The following is a 16,746-nucleotide window of genomic DNA, read 5'->3' as shown; positions in this document are numbered from 1 at the left end:
GGATGATGTCGGACTCGAACCAGCAGGTCGTCAACGCGCTGCGCGCCTCCCTGAAGGAGACCGAGCGGCTGCGCAAGGCCAACCAGCAGCTCACCGCCGCTTCCCGCGAGCCGATCGCGATCGTGGCGATGAGCTGCCGGTACCCGGGCGGGGTCACCTCGCCGGAGGACCTGTGGGACGTCGTCGCGGACGGCCGCGACGTGGTGGGCTCCTTCCCGGCCAACCGTGGCTGGGACCTGGACGCCATGTACGACCCGGACCCGGACGTGCAGGGCACCTGCTACACGACGCAGGGCGGCTTCCTCTACGAGGCCGACCGCTTCGACCCGGCGTTCTTCGGCATCTCCCCGCGCGAGGCCGCGACCATGGACCCGCAGCAGCGGTTGCTGCTGGAGACCTCGTGGGAGGTCTTCGAGCGCGCGGGCCTGACTCCCCAGGCGCTCAAGGGAACCCCGACCGGCGTGTTCGTCGGCGCGGCCTACCAGGGCTACGGCGAGAGCTGGCGGGACGCGCCGGACGGCCTCCAGGGGCACCTCGTCACCGGCATGTCCACGAGCATCATCTCCGGCCGGATCGCTTACACACTGGGACTTGAGGGCCCGGCGGTCACCATCGACACCGCGTGCTCGTCCTCGCTCGTCGCGATCCACATGGCGATTCAGGCGCTGCGCCAAGGAGACTGCTCGCTCGCGGTCGCCGGTGGTGCCGCGATCATCTCCGCGCCGATCTCGCTGGTCGGTTTCGCGAGGCAGCGCGGGCTCGCCGAAGACGGCCGCGGCAAGGCTTTCGGTGCGGGCGCGGACGGCATGGGCCTCGGCGAAGGTGCCGCGGTCATCCTGCTGGAGCGGCTCTCCGACGCGGAGCGCAACGGCCACAAGGTGCTCGCGGTCATCAAGGGCAGCGCGCTCAACCAGGACGGCGCCTCCAACGGCCTCGCCGCGCCGAGCGGTCCCGCGCAGCGCAAGGTGATCAACGCGGCGCTGGCCAACGCGCAGCTGAAGCACGAGCAGATCGACATGGTCGAGACGCACGGCACCGGCACCAAGCTCGGCGACCCGATCGAAGCGCACGCGCTGCTGGAGACCTACGGCCAAGCCCGCACCGATGACCGTCCACTGTGGATCGGATCGGTCAAGACCAACATCGCGCACGCGCAGGCCGCCTCCGGCGTGGCCGGTGTGATCAAGACGGTGATGGCCCTGCGGCACGGCGTCCTGCCGAAGACCCTGCACGCCGAGGAGCTGTCCCCGTTCATCGACTGGGAGACCGGCAACGTCGAGGTCCTGCGCGAGCAGCGTTCGTGGCCCGTGACCGGCGCTCCCCGCCGCGCCGCCGTCTCGTCCTTCGGTCTCAGCGGCACCAACGCGCACGTGATCTTGGAGCAGGCGCCTGCTGCTGAGGAAACTTCTGACGAGCGCAACGAGCCGTCGCACACGCCGTGGCTGCTCTCGGCCCGCAGTGAGGCGGCTCTGCGCGAGCAGGCTCAGCGCCTCCGCGAGCACATCGAGCACAACCCCGGCCTCAAGCCGCTCGACGTCGCGTTCTCGCTCGCGACCACTCGCGCTCGCTTCGAGAACCGCGCGGTGCTGCTCGGCAAGACCGAGGCCGACCTACTGTCCTCTTTGGACGCCCTGGCCAAGGGGGAGCCCGCCGGTTCCGTGGTGCGCGGCGCCGTCACCGACATCAACCGCACGGTCTTCGTCTTCCCCGGCCAGGGCTCGCAGTGGGCCGGCATGGCGAACTCGCTGCTCAGCACTTCGCCGGTGTTCGCCGCGCGGATGCGGGAGTGCCACGACGCCCTCGCTCCGTTCACCGACTGGCGCCTGCTGGACATCCTTGACGGCGATGATGCCTCCTGGATGGAGCGGGTCGATATCGTCCAGCCCGTCCTCTGGGCGGTGATGATCTCCCTCGCCGCGTTGTGGCAGTCCCACGGCGTCCAGCCCTCGGCGGTCGTCGGCCACTCGCAGGGCGAGATCGCGGCGGCCGTCGTCGCGGGTGCACTGTCCATTGAGGATGGTGCTCGCGTGGTGGCTCTGCGCAGCAAGACCATCAGCGCCATCGCGGGTCGCGGCGGCATGATGTCGGTCGCCCTGTCACGCGACGATGTGCAGCCGTGGTTGGGCCGTCCGGGCATCTCCCTTGCGGCCGTCAACGGCGCGAATTCCGTTGTGGTGTCGGGCGAAACCTCCGCGCTGGACGAGCTTCAAGCGGCTCTTGAGGCTGCTGACATCCGCGTTCGCCGCGTGAACGTGGACTACGCGTCGCACTCCGCGCACGTGGAGGAGATCCGCGACCAGATCCTGGACGTTCTCGCGCCGGTGTCCCCGCGCACCCCGGAGATCCCCGTGTACTCCACGGTGACCCGCGCGGTCATCGCTGGGCCGGAGATGGGCGCGGACTACTGGTACCGCAGCCTCCGTCAGACCGTGGAGCTGGAGGACATCACCCGCCTGCTCATCGAGCACGGCCACGAAGCCTTCGTTGAGACCAGCGCTCACCCCGTGCTGCTGCCCGCGATCCAGGAGACCCTGTTCACCACGGACAAGGGCTCTTCGTCGGTCGTCGTCGGCTCGCTGCGCCGTGATGAGGGTGGCTTCGACCGATTCCTGACGTCGCTGAGCGAGCTGTACGTGCGCGGTGGCTCGGTGGACTTCGACCCGATCTTCGAAGGCAGCCTCGCGCGCAAGGTCGAGCTGCCCACCTATGCTTTCCAGCGACAGAACTACTGGATGGAGTCCTCCGCGACGGTCTCCACCGTTGCCTCCGCTGCCGCGCCCGACGACGACTTCTGGTCCGCCGTCGAGACCGAGGACCTGCACGCTCTCGCCTCCACTCTCGGTATCGAAGCCGAAGACTCATTGGGTGCTCTGCTTCCCGTGCTCGCCAAGTGGCGCAAGGCGAAGCAGGAATCGTCCACTGTGGACTCGCTGCGTTACAAGGTCACGTGGGAGCCGGTGGCCGACACCGCGCCCGCGCCGACCGGCACCTGGCTCGCGGTCGTTCCCGCCGGGCACCGCAGCGACGTGCTCGACGCCACGGTGATAACTCTCGAACTCGACACCGCCGACATCGACCGCGCCCGCCTGACTTCGCGCATCACCGAGCTGGCCGAGCTGTCCGAAGTGGACGGTGTCATCTCCTTGCTGGCGCTGGACGAGCGCCCGCACTCCACGTCGGGGCAGACCATCGGCATGGCGCTCACCGTCGCGCTGACCCAGGCCCTCGGCGACGCTGGCGTGGACGCGCCGCTGTGGCTGGCGACTCGCGGAGCCGTTGCGGTCTCGCGTGCCGACCGCGTCGCCAACCCCGGCCAGGCCGCGATCTGGGGCCTTGGCCGCATCGCCGCGCTGGAGTACCCGCACCGCTGGGGCGGCGTCGTCGATCTCCCGGAGAGCCTTGACGCACGGGCACTTCGCCGCGTCACCTCGCTCGTCACCACGGCCGCCGAGCCGGAGTGCGCTGTTCGCTCGTCCGGCACCTTCGCTCGGCGCCTGGTACGCCACGCGGGCACTGGCGGCGAGAAGTGGACCGCGCGCGGAACCGTTCTGGTCACGGGCGGCACCGGTGGGCTGGCGAAGCACGTGGGCCGCTGGCTCGCGGGCAACGGCGCCGAGCATCTGGTGCTGACCAGCCGCCGTGGCGCCGACGCGCCCGGAGCCGCTGAGCTGGCCGACGAGCTGCGTGAACTCGGCGTTGAGGTGACGATCGCCGCGTGCGATGTGTCCGACCGCGACGCGCTGAAGACCCTCATCGACGGGCTGACCGACCTGCGCGCCGTGGTGCACACGGCCGGTGTGCTGGATGACGGGCTGATCGACACGCTCACGCCGGACCGCACGGACGTCGTGTTCGCGCCGAAGGTCGCTGCCGCGCAGAACCTGCACGAGCTGACCTCGGACCTCGACGCCTTCGTGCTGTTCTCCTCCTTCGCCGGTACCGCAGGCGGTTCTGGCCAGGGCAGCTACGCGGCGGCCAACGCTTACCTTGACGCGCTCGCACTTCAGCGGCGCTCCGACGGCCTGCCCGCGACCTCGGTCGCCTGGGGCGCATGGGCTGGCGGAGGGCTGGTCGACGCGGCCACCGCGGAGCGGTTGCGACGCGGCGGAATTCCCGCGATGCAGCCGGAGATCGCGATCGCGGCGATGCAGCGCACGCTGGACGAGGACGGCACCTGCGTCGCGGTCGTGGACATCGACTGGCCGACGCTCGCGCAGAACTCCCCGGCGGTGAAGACCAACCCCGTCTTCGGCGATCTGGCCGAGATCAAGGCAGTCCCGCAGGCCGCCGACGCGCCGAGCGCTGAAGGCTGGGGCGGACTGTCCGAAGAGGATCGCCGCAAGGCGCTGATCGACGTCGTCGCCGGGCAGGTGGCCGCTGTCCTGGGCTACGCGGGCGGCGACCAGATCGAGCCCGCGAAGGCGTTCCGCGACCTCGGGTTCGACTCGCTGACCGCCGTGGACCTGCGCAACCGGATCGCCGAGGCCACCGGCCTGCGCCTGCCGGTCACGCTGGTCTTCGACTACCCGACCGTCACCGTGCTCGCCGAGCACCTGGCTTCGCAGCTCGGCGGCACCACCGTCGAGACGGCCGCTCCCGTTGCCGTTGGAAACACTGACGAGCCGATCGCGATCGTGGCCCTGAGCTGCCGTTATCCCGGTGGCGCGAGCACTCCCGAGAAGTTCTGGGAGCTGCTGGTCGAAGGCCGCGACGCCGTGGGCGAGTACCCGAGCGACCGCGGCTGGGACCTCGAAGGCCGCTACGACCCGGACGCCGACAAGCCCGGCACCTTCTACGCCACCGGCGGTGGATTCCTGCACGACGCCGCGAACTTCGACCCGGCGTTCTTCGGCATCAGCCCCCGCGAGGCACTGGCGATCGACCCGCAACAGCGGCTGCTGCTCGAAACCGCCTGGGAGAGCTTCGAACGCGCGGGCATCGACCCGACGACGGTCAAGGGCAGCCGCGGCGGCGTGTTCATCGGCGCCAGCTACAACGACTACGGCTCGCGTTTCGACACCGCACCGCCGGAGTTCGAGGGCTACCTGGCTCTCGGCAGCTCCAGCAGCGTCGCGTCCGGCCGCCTCTCCTACACCTTCGGGCTCGAAGGCCCCGCGGTCACCGTGGACACCGCGTGCTCGTCCTCGCTGGTCGCACTGCACCTCGCCGCGAAGGCGCTGCGCAACAACGAGTGCGACTCCGCACTCGCGGGCGGGGTGGTCGTCATGTCCACAATGGACAGTTTCATCGAGTTCTCCCGCCAGCGCGCCATGTCGCCGGACGGCCGCTGCAAGGCGTTCTCCGACAAGGCAGACGGCGCCGGGTGGTCCGAGGGCGTCGGCATGCTCCTGCTGATGCGGCTCTCCGACGCGCAGCGCGACGGCCACCCGGTCCTCGCCGTGCTCAAGGGCACCGCGATCAACCAGGACGGCGCCTCCAACGGCCTCACCGCCCCCAACGGCCCGGCTCAGCAGCGAGTCATCCGCGCCGCGCTGGCCGACGCGGGCCTGACTCCGCAGGAGGTCGACGCCGTTGAGGCGCACGGCACCGGTACCTCGCTCGGCGACCCGATCGAAGCGCAGGCGCTGTTCGCCACTTACGGCCAGAACCGCGAGAAGCCGTTGTGGCTCGGCGCTCTCAAGTCCAACATCGGTCACACACAGGCAGCTTCGGGCATCGCCGGTGTGATCAAGATGGTGCTCTCGTTGCAGAACGGCCTCCTGCCGCGAACCCTGCACGCCGAGACGCCGTCGCCGCACATCGACTGGTCTGCCGGTGAGGTCGCGCTGCTGACCGAAGCCGTGGAGTGGGAGCGCAACGGCCACCCGCGCGCTGCCGGAATCTCGGCCTTCGGTGTCAGTGGCACCAACGCCCACGTGATCCTCCAGGAAGCCCCGCAGGTCGTGGAGGAGGACCGGGTCGCGCCCGAACTCCCTGCCACGCCTTGGGTTCTCTCCGCCCGGAGCAGCGCAGCCCTGCGCGGCCAAGCCGAACAGCTCCTCGCGCACGTCGACGCTCCGCTGGTGGACACGGCCTTCTCACTGGTCACCAGTCGGTCCACTTCGGACTATCGCGCGGTGATCGTCGGCCAAGACCTCGCGGCGATGCGCGCCGGATTGGCTTCCCTCGCGGAGGGCAGCGAAGCACGTGGTGTGGTCAGCGGGATGGCGGGGAACGGCCGCACTGCCGTGATGTTCACCGGTCAAGGCTCACAGCGCGCGGGCATGGGACGCGAGCTGTACGACGCGTTCCCGGTCTACGCCTCGGCGTTCGACGCGGTGTGCGCGCACCTCGAAGCTCACCTGGACCGCCCGATCCGCGAGATAGTCTTTGGTGGCGACGGGGCAGCGCCAATGCTCGACCCCGCAAGCGGGTCTTCGATCAACGAGACCGGCTACACGCAGCCCGCGCTGTTCGCCGTCGAGGTCGCGCTGTACCGGCTCGCGGAGAGCTTCGGTGTCCGTCCCGACTACCTGGTCGGCCACTCGATCGGCGAGCTGGCCGCCGCGCACGTCGCCGGAGTGCTGTCGCTGGCCGACGCCGCCAAGCTCGTCGCCGCGCGCGGTCGCCTCATGCAGGCGCTGCCCACCGGCGGCGCGATGGTGTCGCTCCAGGCCGCCGAGGTCGATGTGCTGCCGCTGCTGAACGCGGACGTGAGTATCGCGGCGCTCAACGGTCCACTGTCGACGGTCATCGCCGGAGCCGAGGACGCGGTGCTCGCGGTCGCCGAGGCCAGTGGCGTGAAGACCAAGCGCCTCACGGTCTCGCACGCGTTCCACTCGCCGCTGATGGAGCCGATGCTCGCGGAGTTCCGCAAGGTCGCCGAGTCGATCAGCTACTCGACGCCGCGACTGTCCATTGTGTCCAATTTGACCGGCGAGCTGGTCGAAGAGATCGACGCCGACTACTGGGTCCGCCACGTCCGCGAGGCCGTGCGTTTCCAGGACGGCATCCGTTGGCTGGAGAACAACGGCGTCAGCACCTTCGTGGAGCTCGGCCCCGGCGGAGTGCTCGCGTCGATGGCGCGGGACTGCCTTGAGCGCGAAGCGGTTCTGGCTCCGTCGTTGCGCAAGGACCGCCCGGAGGCCGAGTCCTTCCTGACCGCGCTCGCCGAGCTGCACGTGCGCGGCTCCGCGATCGACTGGACCCCGCTCTTCGACGGCGCCCGCCGCGTCGACCTGCCGACCTACGCATTCCAGCGGCAGCGCTACTGGCTGGACGCCTCGCAGCAGGCCGCCGATGTGGCCAGTGTCGGCCTCAACACCACCGAGCACCCGCTGCTCGGCGCGGTCACCGAACTCGCTGACAGTGAGGGCTACCTCTTCACCGGCACGATCTCCGCGAAGACTCACCCCTGGCTGCTGGACCACGCGGTCGCGGGCTCGGTGCTCTTCCCCGGCACGGGTTTCCTGGAGTTGGCCCTCCACGTGGCGGCCGAGGTCGGCACCCCGGTCGTCGACGAGCTGACCCTCGAAGCGCCGCTCGTGTTGCCGGAGAAGGGTTCTGTGACCCTTCAGCTCGCGGTGAGCGGACCGGACGAGAACGGCAACCGCTCGCTCGCCGTGCACTCGCAGTCCGGCGACGCCTGGCTCCGCCACGGCACCGGGACCCTGACCGTCTCGGCCGAAGACGCCGAGCGGATGACCGACGCTTGGCCCCCGTCGAACGCGGAGAAGCTCGACACTGACGGCCTCTACGACCGCATGCTGGAGGGCGGCTTCGGCTACGGGCCGACGTTCCAGGGCCTCAAGGCGGCGTGGCGGGACGGCTCCGACATCGTCGGCGAGGTCGCGCTCCCCGAGGACCAGCGCGCGGCGGCGGCGAAGTTCGGGCTGCACCCGGCGCTGCTCGACGCGGCACTGCACACGCTCGCGTTCGGCGGACTCGAAGGACTGGAGGGCGGCCTGATGCCGTTCTCCTGGACCGGCGTCTCGCTGCACGCTGTCGGCGCTCGCGAGCTGCGCGTGCGGATCACGCCCAACGGCAAGGAATCCGTACGGGTTGAGGTCACCGACCAGACCGGTCAGCCGGTCGCTTCGGTGGAATCCCTCGTGCTCCGCCCGGTCTCCAAGGACAGCATCAAGGCGGCTTCGGCCGGTGACGGCTCGGCCCTGTACACCGTGGGCTGGACGGAACTGTCCACTTCGGACGATGTGAGCACCGGCGAGTGGGTCTTCCTCGGCGACGAGGCGCACCCGGCGGTCCAGGCGCTGCGCACCAGCGGCGTGAAGATCACCGCTCACGCGAGCGTCGCCGCGCTCACCACGATCCCCGAGGTCGTGCTGGCCCCGCGCAGCGTCACCGCCACCGGGAGCCTCCCGGAGCAGGTGCGCGGGGAGGTGCACGCGGCGCTCGCCCTGGCCCAGGAATGGCTGCGCGAGGACCGCTTCGCCGGCTCGAAGCTCGTGTTCCTCACCGAGGACGCCGACTCGCTGGCCCAGGCCGCGGTGTGGGGCCTGATCCGTTCGGCCAGCAACGAGAACCCGGACCGCTTCGCGCTCGTTGACACCGATGGCACGGACGCCTCGCACTCCGCGCTCCCGATCGCGCTGGCCGCCGACGAACCGCAGCTGCGCGTTCGCGACGGCAAGGTCTTCGCGGCTCGCGTTTCGAGGGCCGCCGAGGTCCCGGCCACCAAGGAGATCGACCCCAACGGGACCGTTCTCGTCACCGGCGCGACGGGCATGCTCGGCCAGCTGGTCGCGCGGAACCTGGTCACGGTGCAGCAGGTCAAGCACCTCGTCCTGGTCGGCCGTCGCGGACTCAGCGCTCCGGGCGCGGTGGAGTTGCGGGACGAGCTCACCGACCTCGGCGCCGAAGTCTCCGTCGTGGCCTGCGACGTCTCCGACCCCGAAGCGGTCGCCGTCGTGCTGAAGGAAGTTCCGGCCGACCACCCGCTCACCGCGGTGATCCACACCGCTGGAGTGCTGGACGACGGCGTGTTCGACTCGCTGACGCCGGAGCGCGTGGACACCGTGTTTCGCGCCAAGGTCGACGCGGCGGTCAACCTCTACGAGCTGGTCAAGGACATCGACCTGGCCGCGTTCGTGCTGTTCTCCTCGATCGCGGGCGTGGTCGGCGGAGCTGGCCAAGCGAACTACGCCGCCGCCAACGGATTCCTGGACGCCTACGCGCAGAGCTTGCGCGCCAAGGGTTTCCCGGCTCAGTCGCACGCGTGGGGCCTGTGGGCGGAGCGCAGCGGCATGACCGGCAAGCTCGACTCGGCCGACATGCAGCGCGCCGCCCGCTCCGGTATCGCGCCGATGACCACGGACGAAGCGCTCGGGCTGTTCGACGCCGCGCTGCGCTCCGGGCACGGCGCGGTGATCCCGGCCCGGCTCGACCCGACCGCGCTCAAGGCCGAAGCCGCCAGCGGCTCCATCCAGCCGGTGTTCCGCGGCCTGGTGCGGACCCCGGCGAAGCGCGCCGCTGCTTCGACCGCGAGCACGTCGGCCGGGCTCGCCGAGCGACTGTCCGGTTTGGACCGTGACGAGAAGGCCCAGGTGCTGCTGGACCTCGTGCAGGCCACGGCGGCGGCGGTGCTCGGCTACTCCGACGCGAGCGGCATCGACGCCGAACGCGGCCTGCTTGAGCTGGGCTTCGACTCGCTGACCGCCGTCGAGCTGCGCAATCGGCTCAGCAAAGCCACTTCGCTGCGCCTGCCGGTGACGCTGCTCTTCGACTACCCGACCTCCACCGCGATCGCGGGCTATCTCGGCACGCAGATCAAGACCACCGAGGTCGACCCGGCCCAGCAGAGCCTTGCCGAGCTGGACAAGGTCGCGCGCGGGTTGGGCCGGATCGCGTCGGACGACAAGGCGAAAGCCAAGGTGGCGACGCGGTTGCAGGAACTCCTCGGAGTGCTCGGCGTGGAGACCGACGCGGTGTCCACGCGGCTCTCCGAGGCCAGCGACGACGACATCTTTGACTTCATCGACAACGAGCTGGGTCTGTGAGGCGGGTAGCGCGTGAGTGAGGACAAGCTCCGGGATTACTTGAAGCGGGTCACTGCCGACCTGCACCGCACTCGGCAGCGGCTCCAGTCCTTCGAGGAGCCCGTCGCGATCGTGGGCATGGCCTGCCGCTACCCCGGCGGGGTCAGCACGCCGGAACAGCTCTGGGACCTGGTCGCCTCGGGCACCGACGCGATCAGCGACTTCCCCGACGACCGGGGCTGGGACCTGGAATCCCTGTACAACCCCGATCCCGACGTGCCGGGCACCTCCTACGCCCGCGAGGGCGGTTTCGTCGACAACGCAGATCACTTCGACGCGGCGTTCTTCGGGATCTCCCCGCGCGAGGCCGTCGCGATGGACCCGCAGCAGCGCCTGCTGCTGGAGACCGCGTGGGAAGCCTTGGAGCGCACGGGGATCGACCCCAGCTCGCTCAAGGGCAGCCGCACCGGCGTCTTCGCGGGCGTCATGTACCAGGACTACAGCCGCCGCCTGACCACCGTGCCCGACGACGTGGAGGGTTACCTGGGCGCGGGCAACTCCGGCAGCATCGCTTCCGGCCGGATCGCCTACATCCTCGGCCTCGAAGGCCCCGCAGTCACCGTGGACACCGCTTGTTCGTCCTCGCTGGTCGCGCTGCACCTCGCCGCGCGTTCCCTGCGGCACAACGAATGCGACCTCGCCCTGGTCGGCGGCTCGATGGTCATGTCAACCCCGGTCGCGTTCGTGGACTTCGCCCGTCAGCGCGGCCTCGCCCCTGACGGCCGCTGCAAGGCCTACGCCGACTCCGCCGATGGCACGGGCTGGGGCGAAGGCGTCGGCATGATCGCCGTGGAGCGCCTGTCCGACGCGCAGCGCAACGGCCACAAGGTCCTCGCGATCGTCAAGGGCTCCGCGATGAACCAGGACGGCGCGTCCAGCGGGCTCACCGCGCCCAACGGGCCGTCGCAGGAGCGCGTCATCCGCGCTGCGCTGGCCAACGCGCGCCTCCAGGCCGATGAGGTCGATCTCGTGGAGGGCCACGGCACCGGCACCTCGCTCGGCGACCCGATCGAGGCGCAGGCGCTGCTCAACACCTACGGCCAGGAGCGTACTGAGCCGTTGTGGCTCGGGTCGCTGAAGTCCAACATCGGCCACACCCAGGCGGCTGCTGGCGTCGGCGGCGTGATCAAGATGGTCATGGCCTTGCGCAACGGCCTGATGCCGAAGACCCTGCACGCCGACACCGCTTCGTCCAATGTGGACTGGACGGTCGGCGCGGTCTCGCTGCTCACCGAAGCCCGTGAGTGGCCGCGCGGCGAGAACCCCCGCCGTGGCGCGATCTCGTCCTTCGGCTTCTCCGGCACCAACGCACACGTGATCTTGGAGGAAGCTCCTCCCACCGAGCCCGCACCGGTCGAGGTCACCGCCTCGGTGCCGGTCGTGCCGCTGGTGGTCTCCGGCAAGACGCCTGACGCGCTGGAAGCTCAGGTCGCTCGCGTTGAGGCTCTTGAAGCGTCCACCGTGGACATCGCGTTGTCGTTGGCGACCACGCGCTCGGCCTTCGAGTACCGCTCGGTGCTTCTCGGCTCGAACCGCGTCACCGGGCGCGCTACGGGCGGCAAGACTGCCTTCCAGTTCACCGGCCAAGGCGCTCAGCGCATCGGAATGGGCCAGCAGCTGCACAAGGCTTTCCCCGCCTACGCCAAGGCTTTCGACGAGGTCGCGGCGAAGCTCGACAAGCACCTCACGCGGCCGATCGCCGACGTGATCGCCGATGGCGAGGGCCTGGACCGCACCGAGTACACGCAGCCCGCGCTGTTCGCCGTCGAGGTCGCGCTGTTCCGCCTCGTCGCCAGCTGGGGCATGAAGCCGGACTTCCTGATCGGCCACTCCATCGGCGAGCTGGCCGCCGCGCACGTCTCCGGGGCACTGTCCCTTGAGGATGCTGCTGCGCTGGTCACCGCGCGCGCCAGGCTGATGCAGTCCGCGCCTTCGGGTGGCGCGATGGTCTCCGTCCGCGCCGCTGAGGACGTGGTCACGCCGCATCTCACCGAGGGCGTCGACATCGCGGCCGTCAACGGCCCGGAGGCCACGGTCATCGCCGGTGACGCCGAGGAAGTCCTGAAGATCGCGGCGGCGTTGGAGGCCGAGGGCGTCAAGACCAAGCAGCTCAAGGTCAGCCACGCCTTCCACTCGCCGCACATGGCGGGCATTCTCGAAGAGTTCCGCGCCGTCGCGTCCTCGGTTTCCTATGGAGCGCCGAAGATCCCGGTGATCTCCAACCTCGACGGGCAGCGCGTGAGCGCCTACACCGCCGACTACTGGGTCGACCACATCCGCAAGGCCGTGCGTTTCCAGGACGGCATCCGCACCCTGGAAAGCCTTGGTGTGACGCGGTTCCTGGAGCTAGGCCCAGACGGCGTGCTGACCGCCGCCGCTGCTGACTCGCTCGGGGACTCCACCACCTTGGTGTCCGCGCAGCGCCGCGACCGCGACGAGGTGGACACGTTGCTTGCCGCCGTCGCCGGGATCTACACCTCCGGCGGCCAGGTGAAGTGGACGGAGTACCTGGCGGGCACCGGCGGCTCGAGGATCGACCTGCCGACCTACGCTTTCCAGCGCGAGAAGTACTGGCTCGACGCTGTCGCTTCGGCTGGCGACGTTGAGAGCGCGGGTCAGCGCGGCGCCGAACACCCGCTGCTCGGCGCGGTCGTGGACCTGCCGGACTCCGATGGCGTGGTGTTCACCGGGCGCCTGTCCGCGCAGACTCATCCCTGGCTGGTCGACCACGCGGTCGGCGGCACGATCCTGTTCCCCGGAACGGGTTTTCTGGAACTGGCCATCCGCGCCGGTGACGAGGTCGGCTGCGATCGCGTCGAAGACCTGACGTTGCAGGCCCCGCTCACACTGTCCACAAAGGGCGGCGTGTCATTCCAGGTCAGCGTCGGCGCTCCGGACGACTCCGGTGCGCGCGAGCTGAACGTGTACTCCCACAACGGTGAGGACTGGGTCTGCCACGCGACCGGCTCGCTTTCCGTGGGGGCAACTGAACCCACTCCGACGCTGACCACGTGGCCGCCCGCCGACGCCGAAGAGCTTGAGGTCGAAGACCTGTACGAGCGCTTCGCCAGCAACGGTTTCGCTTACGGCCCGGCTTTCCAGGGCGTGCGCGCCGCGTGGGCCAAGGGCGACGAGGTGTACGCCGAGGTCGCTCTGCCGACCAAGCAGCGCGAGGACGCCGCGTCCTTCGGCCTGCACCCGGCGCTGCTCGACGCAGCCCTGCACCCGATCGCCCTCGGGGCTTCGCTGCTCGACCCGGGCGAGGACCCGACCCGTGGGCGCTTGCCGTTCTCGTGGACCGGCGTCAGCCTGCACGCCTCCGGTGCCGAGGAGGTCCGCGTCCGCCTCGCGCGCGCCAGCGGAGACTCGGTCACGCTGACCATCGCCGACGCCGAGGGCAACCCCGTCGCCGACGTGGAAGCATTGGTGCTGCGGCAGATGGCGGCTTCCACCACCACTTCGGTCGCTGCTCCGACCAACCTGCACGAGTCGCTGTTCCGGCTCGACTGGAACGCGATCACCGTCGGTTCCACTCCGCTTCGCCGGGCCGGTCTCGTCGGCCTGGACGAGCTGAAGATCACCGAGGCGTTGGACGGCGCGGGCGTGCACGTCGAGTCCTACGCGGATCTCGATTCCCTCGCCGGAGCGATCTCGACCGGAACCTCGCCGCCCGGCGTCGTTCTCGTCCCTTGTGGACAGATCTCCGGCAGCATCCCCACCGCCGCGCGCACGACGACGGCCGCCGCTCTGGAGCTTGTGCAGCAGTGGTTCGCCGACGACCGCTACAGCGACTCGCGGCTGGTCTTCGTCACCCAGGGCGCCGTTCAGGCCTCCGACGACGACGAGGTCACCGACCTGGCGAACTCCGCTCTGTGGGGGCTTCTGCGGTCCGCGCAGTCGGAGATGCCTGACCGCGTCGGCATCGTGGACATCGACGACGACCCCACGAGCTACAACGCTCTCGCCACGATCCTCGCGATCGCCGAGCCGCAGCTCGCCGTGCGCGCCGCCGTGCCGCACACGCCGCGGCTGGCTCGCGTCGCCGTGCCGGACAACCTGTCGGCCGTGGAGTTCCCCGCCGATCGCACCGTGTTGATCACTGGCGCGACCGGCTCGCTCGGCAAGGCGCTCGCGAAGCACCTCGTCACCGAGCACGGCGTGCAGCACCTGGTGCTCACCAGCCGCAGGGGTCTCGCCGCCGAAGGTGCCGAGCAGTTCCGGGATTCCCTTGCCGCTGAAGGCGTTTCAGTTTCGGTTGAAGCGTGCGACGCCGCTGACCGGGATGCGTTGGCCGCGCTGATCACCGGCTTGGACCGGCCGTTGGCGGCGGTCGTGCACACCGCTGGCGTGCTCGACGACGGCACGATGGCCTCGCTGACCCCGGAGCGCATCGACACGGTGCTGAAGCCGAAGGTCGACGCCGTGGTCAACCTGCACGAGCTGACCAAGGACATGGACCTCAGCGCGTTCGTGCTGTTCTCCTCCGCCGCCGGTGTGCTCGGCGGCGCGGGGCAGGGCAACTACGCGGCGGCCAACACCTTCCTCGACACGTTCGCGCAGAGCCTGCGCAAGCAGGGCCGCCCCGTGATCTCGCTGGCGTGGGGCGTGTGGGCGAGCGAAGGCAGCATGGCCGACACCGGCCGCAGCAACCGCTCCGGCATCGCGCCGTTGTCCACCGCGCAAGGGCTTTCGCTGTTCGACACCGCTTTGGGTTTGGGTGAGGGCGTCGTCATCCCGATGCGCCTGGACATGAACTCGTTGCGCGCCAACGCGGCCTCCGGCTCCGCCCCGTTGTTGTTGCGCGGCTTGGTGAAGGTCCCGGCTCGGCGGGCGGCGAAGGCCCGTGCCGCCTCTGGTGGTGGGCTCGCGCAGAAGCTGGCTTCCCTGTCCGAGGACCAGCGCCTGAGCACGGTCCTGGGCATTGTGCGCGAGCACGTGGCCACGGTGCTCGGCCACGCGGACGCTTCGGCGATCAGCGCGGACCACGCGTTCGTCGACTCCGGCTTCGACTCGCTGACCGCCGTGGAGCTGCGCAACCGCTTGGCCACCGCGACCGGTCTGCGGCTGCCCGCGACGCTGGTCTTCGACCACGCCGACCCCGCCGCATTGGCCGCGCACCTGCTGGGCGAACTGGGGAATGTGGCTCCTACCTCGGAGGCTGCCGCCACACCGTCCACCAAGGACACTGGTGGGACGACGCTCATGTCGCTCTACCTTGAGGCTTTCCAGACTGGCAAGTGGGCGGAGATCTTCGAGCTGCTCCGGGCGGCCGCCGCGCTGCGCCCGAGCTTCACCGGCTCCGACGACCTGGACAAGCTCCAGCAGATGCCCAAGCCCGTGCTGCTCTCGCGCGGTGAGGCGGATAAGAAGATCTACTGCTTCTCCTCCTGCCTCGCGGTCGCCGGTATCCACCAGTACGCGCGCTTCGCCGCGAGTTTCCGGGGCCAGCGCAACGTTTCCGCGCTCGCCGTGCCCGGCTTCAACCGCGGCGAGAGCCTGCCGACCGACATCGCCGCCGTGGTCCAGGCGCAGGCCGAGGCCGTCCGCCGTGACGCCGACGGCGCGCCGATCGTGCTCCTGGGCTCCTCGGCCGGCGGCTGGTTCGCGCACGCCGCGGCGGGCTACTTGGAGAGCGTGGGGGAGCGGCCCGCCGGTGTCGTGCTCGTGGACACCTACACGCCGAAGAGCAACCTCATCAACCAGTTCGGTCTGTCCCTCATGGACGGGATGGTCGAGCGCGAGGGCGTTTTCGTCACCATGGACGACGCCCGCCTGTCGGCGATGGGTTGGTATCTCACACTTTTCGGCAAGTGGGGCCCCGACGAGATCGACACGCGTACGCTGCTGGTGCGCGCGACCGAACCGCTGTCGCAGGGCTCGATGCGCGCGCTCGGTGAGGACTGGCGCTCCTTCTGGGAGTACCCGCACGACGTGGTCGACGTGCCGGGCAACCACTTCTCGATGCTGGAGGAGTACTCCAGCCAGACCGCGTCGGCGATCAGCGACTGGATCGACGGCCTGTGAAGGGACGAGCAATGCTGGAGCTTTCCCCGGAACTGTCCCTGTGGTTCCGCAGGTTCCACCAGCCCGCGGACGGTGCGCCCGTGCTGGTGTGCTTCCCGCACGCGGGCGGATCGGCGAGCTACTTCTTCAAGCTCTCCGAGGCTCTTTCGCCCGAGGTGGACGTGCTGGCGGTGCAGTACCCCGGCCGCCAGGACCGCCGCGCCGAACGCTGCGTCGACAACGTGGTGACCCTCGCCGAACAGGTCGTCGAGGCCATCCTGCCGCTCGCCTCACGGCCGTTGACCTTCTTCGGCCACAGCATGGGCGCCACCGTCGGCTTCGAGGTCGCGCGCCGCCTTGAGCACTCGCGCGGCCTGCCCATCGAGCGCTTCCTGGTCTCCGCCCGCTGCGCGCCGTCGTTGCACCGCAGCGCCGACATCCACAAGCGCGACGACGACGGCATCATCGCCGAGATCGCCCGCCTCAGCGGTACCGAGTCCGCCCTGCTCGGCGACGAGGAGCTGCTGCGCATGGTGCTGCCGTCGATCCGCAACGACTACAAGGCCGCCGAGACCTACTCCTACCGTCCCGGCGAGCCCCTCAGCTCTCCCGTTGTCGGCCTCTGCGGCGACTCCGACCCGCGCGTTTCCCCCGCCGACCTGGACGGCTGGGCCACTCACACCACCGCCCCCTACGCCGCCAAGACCTTCCCCGGCGGCCACTTCTACTTCGGCGACACCCCCAACCC

Annotated in this window: 2 protein-coding genes and 1 pseudogene; all 3 read left to right on the top strand. The window is 70.0% G+C overall.

Annotated elements, in window-relative coordinates; translation table 11 throughout:
* Positions 1-5: 5 nt before the first annotated feature.
* A pseudogene (locus tag CCN37_RS15725) lies at positions 6-9,956 on the top strand (type I polyketide synthase); the annotation flags it as partial.
* A 3,477-nt stretch (positions 9,957-13,433) separates the two neighbouring features.
* Complete coding sequence (locus CCN37_RS42365) at positions 13,434-16,019, top strand: type I polyketide synthase (RefSeq protein WP_371504275.1); 2,586 nt, start codon at positions 13,434-13,436, stop codon at positions 16,017-16,019.
* An 11-nt stretch (positions 16,020-16,030) separates the two neighbouring features.
* A partial coding sequence (locus CCN37_RS15715) for a thioesterase II family protein (protein ID WP_086821521.1) occupies positions 16,031-16,746 on the top strand: 716 nt, incomplete at its 3' end.

This window comes from Allokutzneria sp. NRRL B-24872, from assembly GCF_002155965.1.
Lineage (GTDB): Bacteria > Actinomycetota > Actinomycetes > Mycobacteriales > Pseudonocardiaceae > Allokutzneria.
This window is presented reverse-complemented; position numbering and strand designations above follow the sequence as displayed.